Origin of the sequence: Xanthobacter flavus (assembly GCF_017875275.1) — a bacterium.
GTDB classification, from domain to species: Bacteria; Pseudomonadota; Alphaproteobacteria; order Rhizobiales; family Xanthobacteraceae; genus Xanthobacter; species Xanthobacter flavus_A.
The window spans coordinates 5069970-5086716 of the sequence record NZ_JAGGML010000001.1; the positions used below are offsets into that span (position 1 = coordinate 5069970).

A 16747-nucleotide genomic window follows, 5' to 3' on the forward strand; every position below is an offset into this window, starting at 1 on the left:
AAAAGCCGCTGGCGGCGAACGGCCACGACTTGGCTGTATCACCATGCAAAGGCCGTCGTGATCGACTATATCGAGGGCATCAACGATCCGCCGCGGCGCCACTCGGGCTCGGCCTTCTCGGCCCATCGACTTCGAGCGACAGGCGCAGGCAAATTAACCTCGTGTCCGCGCAACGGCAGCAGCTTCGATACTAATGTTTAGAAATCAATCATTTACGCTCTCGGTCGCCCCTATGATGGATTGGACGGACCGCCATTGCCGGGCCTTCCACCGCACCTTCTCGCGCCATGCGCTGCTGTATACGGAGATGGTGACCGCGCCGGCGGTGATCCATGGGGACCGGGCGCGGCTGCTCGGGTTTTCCGAGGCGGAGCATCCGGTGGCGGTGCAACTCGGCGGCAGCGATCCGGCGCTGCTGGCGCAGGCGGCGCGCGTCTGCGCGGACTTTGGATATGACGAGATCAACCTCAACGTCGGATGCCCCTCCGACCGGGTGCAGGGCGGCAATTTCGGCGCCTGCCTCATGCGCGAGCCGCAGCTGGTGGCCGAGTGCGTGGCCGCCATGAAGGGCGCGGTCGCCCTGCCCGTCACGGTGAAGTGCCGCATCGGCGTGGACGATCAGGATCCCGAGGAAGCGCTCGACACCCTCGCCGATGCCGTGCTGGCGGCGGGATGCGACGGGCTCATCGTCCATGCCCGCAAGGCCTGGTTGAACGGCCTTTCCCCGCGCGAGAACCGGGACATCCCGCCCCTCGACTATGACCGCGTGCGCCGCCTCAAGGCCCGCCTGCCCCATGTGCCGGTCGCGCTGAATGGCGGCCTCGAAAGCCTTGCGCACGGGCTGAGCGAGGCGGAAGGCCTCGACGGCATCATGCTCGGCCGCGCGGCCTACCATTCGCCGGAGCTGCTGGCGGAGGTGGATCCCGTCCTTCACGGCGTCCCGGCGCCGCACGCGGACACCTTCGCCGCGCTGGAGGCGTTCGAGCCCTATATCGCCTGGCATCTGGAGGCTGGTGGCCGGCTCTCCGACATCACGCGCCACATGCTCGGCCTGTTCGGCGGAAAGAAGGGCGCGCGCATCTTCCGCCGCCGCCTCTCGACGGAAGCCATCATTCCCGGCGCCGGGCTCGATGTGCTGCGCGGTGCCGTCGATGAGGTGCGCAGCAGGGACCGCCTGGCGGCCTGAGCGGTCGGCACCACCACGAGATTTGCGTGAACAGCGGGCCTGCTGCGAACGCCATGCGGCCATCGCAGTGGACAGGGCGCGAATTCCGGGCCACTCCTCGTGGCCTTCCCGCCGCAAGTTTCCGGTCCCGCTCATGTTTTCCAACGTTCCGGTGCAGGAACTCGTCCTGCTCGTCGGCGCCATGCTGGCCGGCGGCGTGCTGACCGGCCTGCTCGCTGGCCTCTTCGGCATCGGCGGCGGCGGTGTCATCGTTCCCGTGCTGTACGAGGTGTTCGGGTTCCTCGGGGTGGATGACAGCGTGCGCATGCAATTGTGCGTCGGCACCTCGCTCGCCATCATCATCCCAACCGCCATGGCCTCCTACCGCACCCACGTCGCCAAGGGGGCGGCGATGCCGGGCGTGCTGGCGAAATGGCGCATCCCAGCCATCATCGGCATCATCGTCGGCAGCGCCATCGCGGCGGTGGCGGCGGGCTGGGTGCTGCAGGCGGTGTTCGTGGCGGTGGTGGCGCTTCTGGGGCTGAAGAGCCTCATCGGCCGCAACGACATCCGTATTTCCGACCACCTGCCGTCCTCAGCGATGATGCGGTTCTACGGCTTCTTCATCGGGCTTGCGTCGTCGCTGGTGGGCATCTCGGGCGGCGGCATCTCCACCAATATCCTGTTGCTCTATGGCGTGCCGATCCACGCCGCTGTCGCCACCTCCGCGGGCATCGGCGTCATCATCCCCATTCCGGGGGTCATCGGCTATGCCATCGCCGGCTGGTCGCACCTCTCCGAGCTGCCGCCGCTGTCCATCGGCTATGTGTCCGTGATCGGTTTCCTGTGCATCGCCCCGGTCGCGACGCTGGTGGCGCCCTATGGCGCGCGCCTCGCGCACCGGATGAGCCGGCGCCATCTGGAGATCGGCTTCGGCCTGTTCCTGATGGTGATCGGCGTGCGCTTTCTCGTCGCCATCATCCACGGCTGACGGGCGCTCGCCGAATCACCAGCGATGGGTGAAGCCGGCGGTGATGCTCTTGTTCAGCGTCGAGCCGGTATCGGCCACCGAGGTGGTGACGGTGAGGTCGGGCGCCAACTGCTGCTGGGCGCTCACCGTGGGCAGAAGCTGCGACGAAGTGCTGGTGGTCTTGGCCGCGACGGCGAAGGTGGTTCCGGTTTCCGTCAGCTTCAGGCTCAGCGACTTGTCGGTTTCCCACGCCTGCGAGCCGGCCTTGACCTGATAGGTGTCCGCCAGCGTGGCGGCGAGCCCGCTGGTGAGGGAAATGCTGCGCTCGAAGGTGGTGGCGAGCTTGCTCGCCGCATCATTGGGATCGACGGAGACGTTCACCGTGCCCTTCTCCCACACCATCCAGTCCGGCAGGCGGGCGACCGTGACCTTCGCATAGGCGGTGCCACCGAGACCGTCCGCGCTCTGGCCGACCGTGGGCGCGACGCTGGAGCCTGCGGCCGACAGGTCCAATCCCACGACCGCGCCATAGTCTTCCACTGGCGTCGAATAGGTGAGCGAGGTCGAGCCGTCCGCCTTCAGCGCGGTCTTGGCCTCGGTGCCGTCGGCGAAGGCCGGAGCGGCGAACAGCGGGGTCGCCAGAAGCGCGGCGCAGGTGAAGGGGCGGATCGCCATGGGTCTCGACCTCCCGGGGCAGAGGGTGGGCGGCGGAACGGCAGCGCGCACGCAGCTACCATTCCTCTCGGGTGCTTGGTCGAGGATGGATGGGGAGAAGTTAAGGCGGAATTGTTGCGCTGCAGCGTCCGCCCCCGCATGCGCGCGCCGCATGGCTTTTGCGCCACAGCCGCGCCATGCCGCCTTGCCGCCGGGCCGGGCGCGTCCTAATCCCCCCGCGGGAGGATGATAATGACACAGCCGGACCTTTCGAGCGCGACCCTCGATCTGCTCACCCGCATTGCCGGGGCGCTGGAGCGCCTGGCCCCGCCCGCGGTGCCCACGCCTGATTTCGAGGCGGCCGACGCCTTCGTCTGGCACACCGATCCCATCCGCTTCGAGCCGGTGGCGCGGGTGAACCGGGTGGAGATGGACCTTTTGCAGGGCATCGACCGGGTGCGTGGCCAATTGGTGGAGAACACCGAGCGCTTCGCCCGCGGCCTGCCGGCCAACAATGCGCTGCTCTGGGGCGCGCGGGGCATGGGCAAGAGCTCGCTGGTGAAGGCCGCTCATGCCGCCATCAACCATTCGCTTTCCACAGACGGTCCGCGCCTGAAGCTGGTGGAGATCCACCGCGAGGACATCGAGACGCTGCCTGCGCTCATGGGCCTGGTGCGCGGCTCCCATCACCGCTTCATCGTGTTCTGCGACGACCTCTCCTTCGATTCCGACGATACGTCCTACAAGTCGCTGAAGGCGGTGCTGGAAGGCGGCATCGAGGGGCGGCCGGACAATGTGATCTTCTACGCCACCTCCAACCGCCGCCATCTGCTGCCGCGCGACATGATGGACAATGAGCGGTCCACCGCCATCAATCCCGGCGAGGCGGTGGAGGAGAAGGTCTCCCTCTCCGACCGCTTCGGCCTGTGGCTCGGCTTCCACAAGTGCAGCCAGGACGAATACCTCGCCATGGTCGCGGCCTATGTGGAGCACCACGGCATTCCGGCGACGGAAGAGGAATGGCGGCCGCAGGCCCTCGAATGGGCCACCACCCGCGGCGCCCGCTCCGGCCGCACCGCCTACCAGTTCGTGCAGGATCTCGCCGGCCGGCTGGGGGTGGCGCTGAAGGCGGCGTGAGCGGGAGGCCCTGCCCCGCCGGATGTTCTGCTGGTATTCCGTCGCCCTCCGGCTCGACCGGAGGGCCCATGATGTGGTTCAGCGCCGCGTCCGGGCGGGTGGGACGGTGGGGGATGGGTCCTCCGGTCGAGCCGGAGGACGACGGCGGTCTGGAGTGGCAGCGCGAACCCGCCCACTCACCCCTCCGCGATGACCTGCAGGAATTGCTGGCCGTAGCGCATCAGCTTGGCCTCGCCGATGCCGGAGATCATGCCCAGCGCCTTCATGGAGGTGGGCTTCAGCTCGGCGATGGCCATCAACGTGGTGTCGTGGAAGATGACATAGGGCGGCACCCCCTGCGCCCGCGCCAGCTCCAGTCGCAGCTTCTTGAGCTTCTGGAATAGCGCCTCGTCGGCAGGATCGGCCAAAGCTGCGGTAGGTCCGCGCCCGCCGCCGGTGACGCGGGCGGCGCGCGGGCGGGCCTCGGCCTTCAGTTCGACCCGCTCCTCGCCGCGCAGCACCGGGCGGCACTTCTCGGTGAGGCCGAGGCTGCCGTGCCCCTCCACGTCCACCCATAGATAGCCCATGGCCACCAATTGGCGCACCACGGCCCGCCATTCATCGCGCGAGAAATTGCCGCCGATGCCGAAGGTGGAAAGCTTGTCGTGGCCGAACTTGGTCACCTTGTCGTTGGCGTCGCCGCGCAGCACGTCGATCACATGGCCGGCGCCGAACCGCTCGCCCGTGCGGTAGACGCAGGAGAGCAGCTTCTGCGCCGCCTCGGTGCCGTCGAAGGTGCGCGGCGGGTCGAGGCACGTATCGCAATTGCCACACGGCTGCGGCAGGTCTTCCTCGAAATATTTCAGCAGCACCTGCCGGCGGCACGAGGCGGTCTCGGCGAGCCCCAGCAGCGCATCGAGCTTGCTGCGCTCCACGCGCTTGCGTGCCTCCGGAGCATCCGAGCCGTCCACGAACTGGATGAGCTTGGCCACATCCTCGACGCCATAGAGCAGGAGCGTCTCGGACGGCAGCCCGTCGCGGCCGGCGCGGCCGGTCTCCTGGTAATAGGCCTCTATGCTCTTGGGCAGATCGAGATGGACGACGAAGCGCACGTCCGGCTTGTCGATGCCCATGCCGAAGGCGATCGTCGCCACCATCACCACGCCCTCCTCCTTGAGGAAGCGGTCCTGATGACGGGCGCGGGTGTCGGCGTCGAGACCGGCGTGATAGGGCAGCGCGGTGCGGCCCTCGGTGGCGAGCATTTCGGCGGTGGCCTCCACCTTCGCCCGGCTCATGCAATAGATGATGCCCGCCTCGCCGTCATGGGCGTCCAGGAAAGCCTTCATCTGGGCACGCGGATTGGCCTTGGGCGCGATGCGATAGCGGATGTTCGGGCGGTCGAAGGAGGACAGGAAAACCTGCCCTTCCTCCAGATTGAGCCGCTCGACGATCTCCCGGCGGGTCGGCCCGTCCGCCGTCGCGGTCAGCGCCATGCGCGGCACGCCGGGATAGCGCTCGTGCAGGATGGTGAGCTGGCGATACTCGGGCCGGAAATCGTGCCCCCACTGGGAGACGCAATGGGCCTCGTCGATGGCGAACAGCGAGATCCGCGCCCCATCGAGCAGGTTCAGGAAACCGTCCGTCAGCAGCCGCTCGGGTGCCACATAGAGCAGGTCGAGATCGCCCATGGCGAGCGCTCGCTCCACCTGCCGCCCCTCGCCGGGGGCGAGGGAGGAATTGAGCATGGCCGCCTTCACGCCCAGCTGGCGCAGCGCCTGCACCTGGTCGTGCATCAGAGCGATGAGCGGCGAGACCACGATGCCGGTGCCCGGCCGCACCAGCGCCGGCACCTGATAACACAGGGATTTTCCCCCGCCCGTGGGCATGAGCACGAGGGCGTCGCCCCCGCCCACCACATGCTCCACGATCTCCCGCTGCCGCCCACGGAACGCCTCGTATCCGAAGACGTGGCGCAGGACCTCAAGCGGGGCGGAATCATCGAGCGTCGCAGACATGGGGCCTTATAGCCCCCTGCCCTCGCCGGGCAATGCGGGATCGAGCCGCGCCGCCTATCGGCGCCCCGCCGCCAGCAGCAGCGCAGCGCCGCCCACAAGAATGCCGGCAGACACGCGATCCGCCACGAGGGTGAAGCGGCCCTTCAGCGCCGCACGCGCCTTGTCCGCGACCACCGCCCACAGCATGTCGCCCACCAGCGCGATGACGGCAAAGATGGCCGCCAGCAGCGCGATCTGCGGCACGGGGTTCGCGGTGTCGGTGACGAACTGCGGCAGGAAGGCCGCGTGGAACAGCAGCGTCTTGGGATTGGCGAATGCCACCGCGAGCCCGCGCCCGAAGGCGGCATGGGCGGACGGCGCGGGCGCCTCCACCGCCTTGCCGGCGGCGCGCCACTGCATCACCGCCAGCCACACGAGGTAGGCCGCGCCGGCATAGCGCACCAGATCGAAATGGTGGGAGAAGGCTTCCACCACATAGGCTAGCCCCCCCGCCACCAGCGCCAGCTGGGCGATGAGGCCCACATTGACGCCCGTGGCGGTGAGGAGGCCGGCCTGCCGTCCATGCTTGAGGCTGGTGCCGACGATAAGCGCCACGTTCGGCCCCGGCGTGGCCCCCAGCGCGATGCAGGCGAGCACGAACAGGGCGAGGCTTTCAGCCGAGATCATCGTCTTCTCCCTCCCGAAAGGCCCCGCCCGCTCGGGGCTCAGGCCTCCGGCGTGTCGTCTCCGGCGGCGTCCGCGCCACCCTCGCCCGCTTCTGCACCCTCGGCGCCCGTGTCCTCGCTGATGTGCTCCACCGAGACCACGCGCTCGCCTTCCGCCGTATCGAACACGATCACGCCCTGGCTAGCGCGGCCGACGATGCGGATGCCGTCCACGGGGCAGCGGATGAGCTGGCCGCCATCCGTGACGAGCATGATCTGGTCGGCATCCTCCACCGGGAAGGAGGCGACAAGCCGGCCGTTGCGCTCGTTCACCGCCATGGCGACGATGCCCTTACCGCCACGGCCGGTGACGCGATATTCGTAGGACGAGGTGCGCTTGCCGTAGCCGTTCTCGGAGACGGTGAGGATGAACTGCTCGGCCGCGCCCATGGCGGCGTACTGATCCTGTCCGAGCTGGCCGTTGCCGATCGCGGCCTCTTCCTGGTCCACCTCGGCCGCTTCGCCCGCCTCGCCGCGCACCCGCCGGCTCATCTTGATGTAGGCGAGCCGCTGCTCGGCGTCGGCATCCACATGGCGGATGATGGCCATGGAGATGACGCTGTCGCCCTCCTCCAGCCGGATGCCGCGCACGCCGACGCTGTCGCGCCCCTTGAACAGGCGCACCTCGGTGGCGGGGAAGCGGATGCAGGCGCCGGCCGCCGTGGTCAGCAGCACGTCGTCTTCCTCCGTGCACAGGCCCACCTCCGCGATGGCCTCGCCCTCGGCGAGCTTCATGGCGATCTTGCCGTTGCGGTTCACCTGCTGGAAGTCCGTGAGCGCATTGCGCCGCACGGTGCCGCCGGTGGTGGCGAACATGATCTGCAGGCGCTGGTTCTCGCCCTCGTCCTCCGGCAGCAGCACGACGGAGGTGATGCGTTCGTCCTGCTCCAGCGGCAGGATGTTGATAAGGGCCTTGCCACGGGCCTGCGGCGCCGCCAGCGGCAGGCGCCACACCTTCATCTTGTAGACCTGCCCCTTGGAGGAGAAGAACAGCACCGGCGCGTGGGTCGAGGCCACGAACAGGCGGGTGACGAAATCCTCGTCCCGCGTCTGCATGGCCGAGCGGCCCTTGCCGCCGCGCCGCTGCGCCCGGTAGGTGGAGAGCGGCACGCGCTTGATGTAGCCGGCGTGGGAGACGGTGACGACCATCTCCTCGCGCTGGATGAGATCCTCGTCCTCGAGATCACCGAAGCCTTCGACGATCTCGGTCCGCCGCGGCGTGCCGAACTCCGCCTTGATGGCGAGAAGCTCGTCCCGGATGATCGCCCGCATGCGCGGCCGGCTGGCGAGAATGTCCAGATAATCGGCGATCTCGGCGGCGAGCTTGTCCAGCTCGTCAGCGATCTCGTCGCGGCCGAGGGCGGTGAGGCGCTGGAGCCGCAGATCGAGGATCGCGCGGGCCTGCACCTCGGAGAGGCGATAGGTGCCGTCCTCCTTCAGCTTGTGCCGCGGATCGGCGATGAGGGCGATGAGCGGGGCCATGTCCTTGGCCGGCCAGTCGCGGCCCATCAGGGATTCGCGGGCGGTCGCCGGGTCCGGCGCGGTGCGGATGAGGCGGATCACCTCGTCGATGTTGGCAACCGCGATGGCGAGGCCCACCAAGACGTGGGCACGGTCGCGCGCCTTGCGCAGCAGGAACTTGGTTCGCCGGCTGATGACTTCCTCGCGGAACGCGATGAAGGCGGTCAGCACGTCGTGCAGGGTGAGGATGCCCGGCTTTCCGCCGGATAGCGCCACCATGTTCACGCCGAAGGAGGTCTGCAGCAGCGTGAGCCGGTAGAGGTTGTTCAGCACCACGTCGGCCTGGGCGTCGCGCTTGATCTCGATGACCACGCGCATGCCGTCGCGATCGCTCTCGTCGCGGATTTCGGAGATGCCCTCCACCCGCTTGTCGCGCACCAGCTCGGCGATCTTCTCGATCATCGTCGCCTTGTTCACCTGATAGGGAATCTCGGTGACGATGAGAGCTTCGCGATCCTTGCGGATATTTTCGATAGCGACCTTCGCGCGCATCAGCACCGAGCCGCGCCCGGTGAGATAGGCCTGGCGGATGCCGGTGCGGCCGAGGATCAGCGCGCCGGTGGGGAAGTCCGGGCCGGGCAGCAGATCGAGCAGCGCCTCGGGCTCCAGCAGCGGGTCGTCCAGCAAAGCGACGGTGACGTCGATGATCTCGCCGAGATTATGGGGCGGGATATTGGTGGCCATGCCCACCGCGATACCGCCGGCGCCGTTGACCAGCAGGTTCGGGAACTTGGCAGGGAGGACGGTCGGCTCCCGCTCGGAATTGTCGTAATTCTCTTGGAAATCAACCGTTTCCTTGTCGAGGTCGTCGAGAAGGGTGTTCGTCACCTTCTCCAGGCGCACCTCGGTGTAGCGCATGGCCGCCGGGGCGTCGCCGTCCACCGAGCCGAAATTGCCCTGACCGTCGACCAGAGGGAGCCGCATGGCGAAGGTCTGGGCCATGCGCACCAGCGCGTCGTAGACCGACTGGTCGCCGTGGGGATGGTACTTACCGATCACGTCGCCGACCACGCGGGCCGACTTGCGGTACTGCTTGTTCCACTCGTACCCATTCTCGTGCATGGAGAACAGGATGCGCCGATGCACGGGCTTGAGGCCGTCGCGCACGTCGGGCAGGGCCCGGGCGACGATGACGCTCATGGCATAGTCGAGATAGGAGCGGGACAGCTCCTCCGTGATGGAAACGGGCCGGATGTCGGACGGCGGCTCGCCGCCACTCTTCGGCGTTTCGGATTCGGCCAAAAGTCAATACTCGCATGGATTGGTGAGGTGCTTCCTTCTAGCCGATTCACCCTTCCAGCGCCAGTAAAACCCCTCCAGCAGGCTTAAATTTTCACCTTAAAAATCAGATACTTATGGGGCGCATCTCACGGGCATTCGCACAATCTGGCGCTTTTGCGTCAAACAGGGCCGCAAAAGGCGGAAAAGCCAGCCGCCAAGCGTCCGCGTCGCCGGGGTGGAAAGCTCCTGCCGGCGCCGCACGATAATGCAAATGCCCCGGTGGCCGGGAACCAGCGCAAGGCGCCGGAACGAAGGCCGAGCGGGAGGCGAGGCCGCCCGTCGACCGGTTCTGTCCGTCCGCGAAGATCCGCTCAGAAGGGAATTTCGTCGTCGAGGTCGGCGACGGGTCGTCCACCGCCAGATCCGCCACCCATGCCGCCGCCGGCCGGGGCCTGACGACGCCCGCCGCCGGAGCCGCCACTGTAGCCGCCGCCTCCGCCGCCCATGGGGCTCGCGGAGCCGAAGTCCGAGCCGCCACCGTAATCGTCGGCGCCGGCCCCGCCGCCGCCCTCGCGGCCGTCGAGCAGCGTCAGTTCGCCGCGATAAGGCCGCAGCACGATCTCGGTGGTGTAGGTCTCGCGGCCGTCCTTCTCATACTTGCGGGTCTCGAGCTGCCCCTCGATGTAGACTTTGGAGCCCTTCTTCAGGAAGCGCTCGACCACGCCGACGAGATTTTCGTTGAAGATCACCACGCGGTGCCACTCGGTGCGCTCGCGACGCTCTCCGGAAGCCTTGTCGCGCCAGTTCTCGGAGGTGGCGATGGACAGGTTGCAGACGCGGCCGCCGTTCTGGAACGACTTCACCTCCGGGTCGCGGCCCAGATTGCCGATCAGGATCACCTTGTTGACGCTGCCGGCCATCCCGCTCTCCTTGCCGTAGTTCCATCGTTCGCCGCGGCCGCTATCGGCGCTCCGCGAAACTCGCACCCTAGCGCTCCCGGCTGGCCATGCGACCCCCAGCGCGGCTTTATCCCCATGAACCGGTGAACCTTCGCCAGCCGCCGTGCGTAACAGGACAGGTCTTAATGTTCACGTTGTGTTCTTAATCGACTTCCGCCACACTGGCAAGAGCGTCGCGGGCATTCGACGCGACTCGCCGCTCTTTTTGGCTGGCTGCCTTCAGGGGTTCTGATTATGTTCTCTTCCGCATCGCACAAGGTCCACTACATTTCCATGAGTTCATGAGCACGCTCCCGGGTGCGCAGAGGGGCCTTTCGGCCGCTGGCGTGCCCGCCGCCGCTTGGGCGGCACGATCGTTCCTCAGGCCCTGACCCCTTTTTGCGCCGCAGGCGCCAGCGGATGCCCATGTCTGATCGCGCAGCCTCCCAGCGTCCCGCGTCCCCCACTCCGCGCCGCGATGCCCGCACCCTTTCGGTGCGCGGCGCGCGTGAGCACAATCTCAAGAACGTGGACCTCGAAATCCCCCGCGACAGTCTGGTGGTGTTCACTGGCTTGTCCGGGTCGGGGAAAAGCTCGCTCGCCTTCGACACCATCTATGCGGAAGGCCAGCGGCGCTATGTGGAAAGCCTCTCGGCCTACGCCCGCCAGTTCCTCGAGATGATGCAAAAGCCGGACGTGGACCAGATCGACGGTCTCTCGCCGGCTATCTCGATCGAGCAGAAGACGACCTCCAAGAACCCGCGCTCCACGGTCGGCACGGTCACCGAGATTTACGATTACATGCGCCTTCTGTGGGCGCGCACCGGCGTGCCCTATTCGCCGGCCACGGGCCTGCCCATCGAGAGCCAGACCGTCTCTCAAATGGTGGATCGCACGCTCACCCTTGCGGAAGGCACGCGGCTCTTCCTGCTGGCGCCGGTGGTGCGCGGGCGCAAGGGCGAGTACCGCAAGGAACTCGCCGAGTGGATGAAGAAGGGCTTCCAGCGGGTCAAGATCGACGGCACATTCCACGAGATCGCGGAGGCGCCGGCCCTCGACAAGAAGTTCAAGCATGACATCGACGTGGTGGTGGATCGCATCGTGGTGCGCGCGGATCTCGCCCAGCGGCTCGCCGACAGCTTTGAGACCGCCCTCGGGCTCGCCGATGGCATCGCGGTGGCCGAGTTTGCCGACGAGAAGGACGAGGCCGGCGATCCACGCCGCATCATCTTCTCCGAGAAGTTCGCCTGCCCGGTCTCCGGCTTCACCATTCCAGAGATCGAGCCGCGGCTGTTCTCCTTCAACAATCCCTTCGGCGCCTGCCCCGCCTGCGACGGCCTCGGCGTGGAGCAGACCATCGATCCGGACCTCGTGGTGCCGGACAAGGCCCGTTCGCTGAAGCAGGGCGCCATCGCCCCCTGGGCCAAGTCCACCTCGCCTTATTACGGGCAGACGCTGGATGCCTTGGCCAAACACTACCATTTCAAGCTGAACGTGCCCTTCGCCGACCTCCCGGAGCAGGCGCGCGAGGTGCTGCTGTTCGGCTCGGGCAGCGAGAAGATCACTTTCCACTATGACGACGGCATGCGCGCCTACGAGACCTCGAAGACCTTCGAGGGCGTGGTGCGCAACCTCGACCGGCGCTGGAAGGAGACCGACAGCGACTGGGCGCGGGAGGAGATTTCCAAATACTTCTCCACGGTCCCCTGCAAGGTCTGCAACGGCTACCGGCTGAAGCCCGAGGCGCTGGCGGTGAAGATCGACGGGCGGCATATCGGCGAGATCGGGGAGCTTTCCGTCAGGGCCGCGTCCGGGTGGTTCGAGGAGCTCCCCGCCCGGCTCACCGACAAGCAGAACGAGATCGCCGGGCGAATCCTGAAGGAGATCCGCGAGCGGCTGCGCTTCCTCCTGGACGTGGGGCTGGAATACCTCACGCTGGCGCGCTCCTCCGGCACGCTTTCGGGCGGCGAGAGCCAGCGCATCCGCCTCGCCTCGCAGATCGGCTCGGGCCTCACCGGCGTGCTCTACGTGCTGGACGAACCCTCCATCGGCCTGCACCAGCGCGACAACGAGCGGCTGCTGGGCACGCTGAAGCACCTGCGCGACCTCGGCAACACGGTGATCGTGGTGGAGCATGACGAGGACGCGATCCTCGCCGCCGATCATGTGGTGGATGTGGGACCGGGCGCAGGCATTCACGGCGGCGAGATCGTGGCGCAGGGCACGCCAGCGGAAATCCTCGCCAATCCCGCGTCCCTCACCGGCCGCTATCTCACCGGCGAACTGAGCGTGGGCGTGCCGGCGCGGCGCAAGCCCAACCCCAAGCGCATGCTCAAGCTCTCAGGCGCACGCGGTAACAATCTGAAGAACGTCACGGCGGAAATCCCGCTCGGCCTGTTCACCTGCATCACCGGCGTGTCCGGCGGCGGCAAGTCCACGCTGCTCATCGACACGCTCTACAAGGCGGTCGCGCGCCGGCTGAACGGCGCCTCAGAGGCCCCTGCCCCATTCGACAAGCTGGAGGGGCTGGAACACCTCGACAAGGTGATCGACATCGACCAGTCGCCCATCGGCCGCACACCCCGGTCCAATCCGGCGACCTATACCGGCGCGTTCACGCCCATCCGCGAGTGGTTCGCCGGCCTGCCGGAAGCCAAGGCTCGGGGCTATGGCGCCGGGCGCTTCTCCTTCAACGTGAAGGGCGGGCGCTGCGAGGCCTGCCAGGGCGACGGCGTCATCAAGATCGAGATGCACTTCCTGCCGGACGTGTACGTCACCTGCGACGTCTGCAAGGGCAAGCGCTACAATCGCGAGACGCTGGAAGTCACCTTCAAGAACAAGTCCATCGCCGACGTGCTCGACATGACGGTGGAAGAGGGCGCGCAGTTCTTCAAGGCCGTTCCGTCCGTCCGCGAGAAGCTGGAGACGCTGCACCGCGTCGGCCTCGATTATGTGAAGGTCGGCCAGCAGGCGACCACGCTCTCGGGCGGCGAGGCGCAGCGGGTGAAGCTCTCCAAGGAGTTGTCGCGGCGGGCCACCGGGCGCACCCTCTACATCCTCGACGAGCCGACCACCGGCCTGCATTTCCACGACGTCAAGAAGCTGCTGGAGGTGCTGCACGAGCTGGTGGAGCAGGGTAATTCGGTGGTGGTAATCGAGCACAATCTCGAGGTCATCAAGACCGCCGACTGGATTCTCGACCTCGGCCCGGAGGGCGGCGACGGCGGCGGGGAGATCGTGGTGGCCGGCACCCCGGAGACGGTGGCGGCGGACAAGCGCTCCCACACCGGCCACTTCCTCGCCGAAGTGCTCGCCCGCCGTCCGTTCGCGGATGGGCAGAAGGCGGCGCCCGGCAAGGATGCCGGGAAGTCGGGAGCTGCCGGCCGCGGCAAGACGCTCAGGCGCGCCGCCGTGGCTGAAGAGGCGGAGCGGGATGCCGCCGAAGAGGCGGCGGTCGTCGGGCCTTCCGTTGCGCAGGAGGCTTCGGCGCCCCCTGCTCCGTCCGCCGAGATTTCCCGGGAGGCCGACAGTCCGGGGGAGGCATCACGCCCCGCGCGCGGTCGGAGGCGCCGTCAGGCAGCCGAGTAGGGGCTCCCGCCGGGCTCAGGCCGACTGGGCGACGCCCGGCCGGAGGCCGCGACGCAGCAGGCGGCCGACGCCGTAGGTCCACATGAGTTGCGCCCGCGCCCGCCAGTGCAGGTGCCGCGCGGTCTCGTGCGGCACGAACCAGGCATTGTGGCCGGTGCGGCGCACCAGATGGTAATTGCCCGCGCGCAGAACGGCGCAGGTCTCGCCGAAGCGCTCCCGGTCATCGACGACGACGAGCTTCGGCTGGAAACGGCTCAGGGTGACGCCCTTCAGCACGTCGGGCTCCGCGCCTTCGACATCCACGGAGAGGAAGTCGATGCGGGAGAGACCGGCCCCGTCGATTATGCTGTCGAGGGTCGCGGCCGGCACTTCCATCACCATTTCCTCGGGCCGCACCTTGCGCGGATTGAAGATGATGGTGCTGTGTCCGCGCCGCTCCAGCAGCGCCACGCGGCCGGCAGCGGACGCCTCCGGCGCCACGCATGCGCACTGCACAACCTGCGCCTGGCGCGCGCGGCGCAGATTCTCGGCAAATTCGGGCACCGGCTCCACCAGGAGCCCCCGCCAGCCGGTCAATTCGAGATGCAGGGTCTGGCTCTGGAAGACGGGATCGTACGCCCCCACCTCCACGAAGGTGCCCGCCGAGCCAAGAAAGCGCGAGGTAAGTCCCCGTTCTTCCTGGGCCGTATAGATCGCGTTCCCGGCCAATTCGACCGCGTGTGCCGAATTCATCACATGCCCCCGCATGGTTTACGCATACGACGCGCGCAACCTGAGCAACGCGTACTGTCGAGTTTCGCCCGATCAGGATATAATATTATCGAGCGGCAAAAAAATACCTCTACAAAAACGCGAGCGGCTGCGCTGATTGCAATGCAGCATTGCAGCATTCCCATAGTTTAACGAGAGGTTCTCCTACCATGCGCGCGTTGCATTGCAGCAATGCGTCAGCGGTCCTATGGCGCTGCAGCATGTGCGCATATGTTTGCGGCATTGAGTGGAGTCGCCGGGTCGGCGGCCACATCAGGAGAAGTAAGATGTTGCTCTGGGGTTTCCTGGCTCGCCAGTTCCGCCGGTGGCAGGTTTACAACCGTACCGTTGCCGAGCTCTCCAGCCTTGACGATCGTTCGCTCGCCGACATCAACGTGTCGCGCAGCGAAATCCGCGCCGTGGCGCGCCACGCTTCGGTCGCCGCCTGATTCCAGGCGGCGCCGTCTTGGCTGAGCCTGCCTTCGGGCAGGTACCGGAGAATGGTCCCTCAGGGGACCATTTTCGTTTTCAGGGTTGCGCGCGTGGCCAATAGCCCGTGAAACGCGCAGAGGGTTGAAGAGCGAGCGGCGCGTGTGGCACACCGCTTGTCCCGCCGGGTGCCCCCGATTGCCGGCGGCACACTGGAGCCGCGATGCCTGACACTTTTTGGCCTGACCGTCCGAATGGCGATAATGTCGCACCCGTCCATGTGGTCGGTGGCGGTCTCGCAGGCTCGGAGGCGAGCTGGCAGCTGGCCGCGCGGGGCGTTCCCGTGGTTCTTCACGAGATGCGGCCGGTACGCGGCACCGAAGCCCACCTTACCGATGGCCTCGCCGAGCTGGTCTGCTCCAATTCCTTCCGCTCCGACGATCCGCAGGGCAATGCGGTGGGCGTGCTCCATGCCGAGATGCGCCGCGCCGGCTCGCTGATCCTCAAGGCGGCGGATGCCAATCAGGTGCCCGCCGGCGGCGCGCTCGCGGTGGACCGGGAGGGCTTCTCCCGCGCCGTCACCGCCGCGCTGGAGAGCCATCCCCTCATCGAGATCCGTCGCGAGGAGATCACCGGCCTGCCGCCCGCCGAGTGGGACAATGTGATACTCGCCACCGGCCCCCTCACCTCCCCGGCCCTGGCCGAGGCCATTCTGGACCTCACCGGCGAAAGTGCTCTCGCCTTCTTCGACGCCATCGCGCCCATCGTGCATTTCGACAGCATCGACATGGGCAAGGCGTGGTTCCAGTCGCGCTACGACAAGGCGGGGCCGGGCGGCACCGGCGCCGACTATATCAACTGCCCCATGGACGAGGCGCAGTACAACGCCTTCGTCGATGCGCTGATCTCGGGCGACAAGGCCCCGGTGCGCGACTTCGAGGCCAAGACTCCCTATTTCGACGGCTGCCTGCCCATTGAGGTGATGGCCGAGCGGGGCCGCGAGACGCTGCGCTTCGGCCCCATGAAGCCGGTTGGCCTCACCAATCCCCACGCGCCGGACGTGAAGGCCTATGCCATCGTCCAGCTGCGGCAGGACAACAAGCTGGGCACGCTCTACAACATGGTGGGCTTCCAGACGAAGCTGCGCCATGGGGAGCAGGCCCGCGTGTTCCGCACCATTCCGGGGCTGGAGAATGCGGAATTCGCCCGGCTCGGCGGCCTCCACCGCAACACCTATCTCAATTCCCCGCGCCTTCTCGATGGCACCCTGCGCCTGAAGGCCGATCCGCGCCTGCGCTTCGCCGGGCAGATCACCGGCTGCGAGGGCTATGTGGAAAGCGCCGCCGTGGGCCTCATGGCCGGGCGCTTCGCCGCCGCCGAGCGGCTGGGGCAGGAAGCACCGCTGCCACCGCTGACCACTGCGCACGGGGCGCTGCTCGCCCACATCACCGGCGGGCATATCGAAGCGGAGGCGGAAGGCGGCCCCCGATCCTTCCAGCCCATGAACGTGAATTTCGGCCTCTTCCCTCCGCTCGCCGAGGCGCCCAAGGGCGAGGCCGGCAAGCGGCTGCGCGGGGCGGAGAAGACGCTCGCCAAGAAGAAGGCGCTCGCCGCGCGCGCGCTCACCGACATCCTCACCTGGCTCGACAGCCCGCCAGAGGCGGCTTAAGAGGCCC

The 16747-nt window shown here is 67.5% G+C and carries 11 protein-coding genes and 1 pseudogene; 6 read left to right on the plus strand and 6 right to left on the minus strand.

Annotation, left to right across the window (positions count from 1 at the left end):
• Positions 1–193 precede the first annotated feature (193 nt).
• On the plus strand, positions 194–1186 hold the full coding sequence (gene dusA / locus J2126_RS23760; protein ID WP_209489247.1) for a tRNA dihydrouridine(20/20a) synthase DusA: 993 nt from the start codon (positions 194–196) through the stop codon (positions 1184–1186).
• Positions 1187–1319: 133 nt separating this feature from the next.
• A complete protein-coding gene (locus J2126_RS23765) occupies positions 1320–2156 on the plus strand; it encodes a sulfite exporter TauE/SafE family protein (RefSeq protein ID WP_209489249.1) in 837 nt (278 codons plus the stop codon).
• A gap of 15 nt (positions 2157–2171) precedes the next feature.
• Here J2126_RS23765 and J2126_RS23770 read toward each other — a convergent pair whose 3' ends face one another.
• Entirely contained in the window at positions 2172–2810 is a 639-nt protein-coding gene (locus J2126_RS23770) for a hypothetical protein (protein ID WP_209489251.1), read from the minus strand.
• Between the two features lie 231 nt (positions 2811–3041).
• Here J2126_RS23770 and J2126_RS23775 point away from each other — a divergent pair, with 231 nt between their 5' ends.
• The gene (locus tag J2126_RS23775) at positions 3042–3926 is read left to right on the plus strand and encodes an ATP-binding protein (RefSeq protein ID WP_209489253.1); all 885 of its coding nucleotides are present in this window, start codon (positions 3042–3044) and stop codon (positions 3924–3926) included.
• Between the two features lie 176 nt (positions 3927–4102).
• Here the strand turns inward: J2126_RS23775 and recQ are convergent, their stop codons facing one another.
• From recQ to ssb, 4 genes are all read right to left on the minus strand, one after another.
• Complete coding sequence (recQ, locus tag J2126_RS23780; RefSeq protein WP_209489255.1) at positions 4103–5920, minus strand: DNA helicase RecQ; 1818 nt, start codon at positions 5918–5920, stop codon at positions 4103–4105.
• 54 nt (positions 5921–5974) lie between these two features.
• The gene (locus J2126_RS23785; protein WP_209489257.1) at positions 5975–6586 is read right to left on the minus strand and encodes a LysE family translocator; all 612 of its coding nucleotides are present in this window, start codon (positions 6584–6586) and stop codon (positions 5975–5977) included.
• A 38-nt stretch (positions 6587–6624) separates the two neighbouring features.
• Positions 6625–9387 (minus strand): DNA gyrase subunit A, encoded by a 2763-nt coding sequence (gene gyrA, locus J2126_RS23790; RefSeq protein ID WP_209489259.1) that lies wholly within the window; start codon positions 9385–9387, stop codon positions 6625–6627.
• 350 nt (positions 9388–9737) lie between these two features.
• Positions 9738–10286 (minus strand): single-stranded DNA-binding protein, encoded by a 549-nt coding sequence (ssb, locus tag J2126_RS23795; RefSeq protein ID WP_209489261.1) that lies wholly within the window; start codon positions 10284–10286, stop codon positions 9738–9740.
• A 444-nt stretch (positions 10287–10730) separates the two neighbouring features.
• Between ssb and uvrA the strand changes: the two are divergent.
• Positions 10731–13628: pseudogene (gene uvrA, locus J2126_RS23800) on the plus strand (excinuclease ABC subunit UvrA); the annotation flags it as partial.
• A 279-nt stretch (positions 13629–13907) separates the two neighbouring features.
• Here uvrA and J2126_RS23805 read toward each other — a convergent pair.
• Positions 13908–14624: an FkbM family methyltransferase gene (locus J2126_RS23805; RefSeq protein WP_209489265.1), complete on the minus strand. Its 717-nt coding sequence runs from the start codon at positions 14622–14624 to the stop codon at positions 13908–13910.
• Between the two features lie 305 nt (positions 14625–14929).
• On the opposite strand from J2126_RS23805, the gene J2126_RS23810 reads away from it, so the two are divergent.
• Complete coding sequence (locus tag J2126_RS23810) at positions 14930–15091, plus strand: DUF1127 domain-containing protein (protein WP_209489267.1); 162 nt, start codon at positions 14930–14932, stop codon at positions 15089–15091.
• A 203-nt stretch (positions 15092–15294) separates the two neighbouring features.
• A complete protein-coding gene (gene trmFO / locus J2126_RS23815) occupies positions 15295–16740 on the plus strand; it encodes a methylenetetrahydrofolate--tRNA-(uracil(54)-C(5))-methyltransferase (FADH(2)-oxidizing) TrmFO (protein ID WP_209489269.1) in 1446 nt (481 codons plus the stop codon).
• Positions 16741–16747 lie beyond the last annotated feature (7 nt).